This is a genomic window from Mesorhizobium sp. ArgA1 (assembly GCF_053714375.1).
Window position 1 is genome coordinate 1 of sequence record NZ_JBSKBQ010000193.1, and the last position, 262, is coordinate 262.

Genomic DNA, 262 nt, shown 5'->3' on the forward strand with positions numbered 1-262 from the left:
CGGAACCTCGCGCTCGATATGGCGTTTCAACTGGTGTGCAACCAAGGAGGCCAAGGCCATGGATTGGAACCGCGTTGAAGGAAACTGGAAACAGGTAAAGGGCAAGGTCAAGGAACAGTGGGGCAAGCTCACCGACGACGATCTCGATCGCATTGCGGGCAAACGCGATCAGCTCGAAGGCAAGATCCAGGAGCGGTACGGAATCGAGAAGGATCGGGTCCGGAGAGACGTTGACGACTGGTACTCGATGCAAGGTTGGTAG

The 262-nt window shown here is 56.5% G+C and carries 1 protein-coding gene; it reads left to right on the forward strand.

Annotated features, from left to right (window positions below; translation table 11 throughout):
• The first annotated feature begins 58 nt into the window (after nt 1-58).
• On the forward strand, nt 59-262 hold the full coding sequence (locus tag ACWGTI_RS32955) for a CsbD family protein (protein ID WP_112564507.1): 204 nt from the start codon (nt 59-61) through the stop codon (nt 260-262).

Coding starts and splice junctions, on each gene's coding strand:
- ACWGTI_RS32955 (WP_112564507.1), top strand. CDS start 59: ATGGATTGGAACCGCGTTGAAGGAAACTGGAAACAGGTAAAGGGCAAG.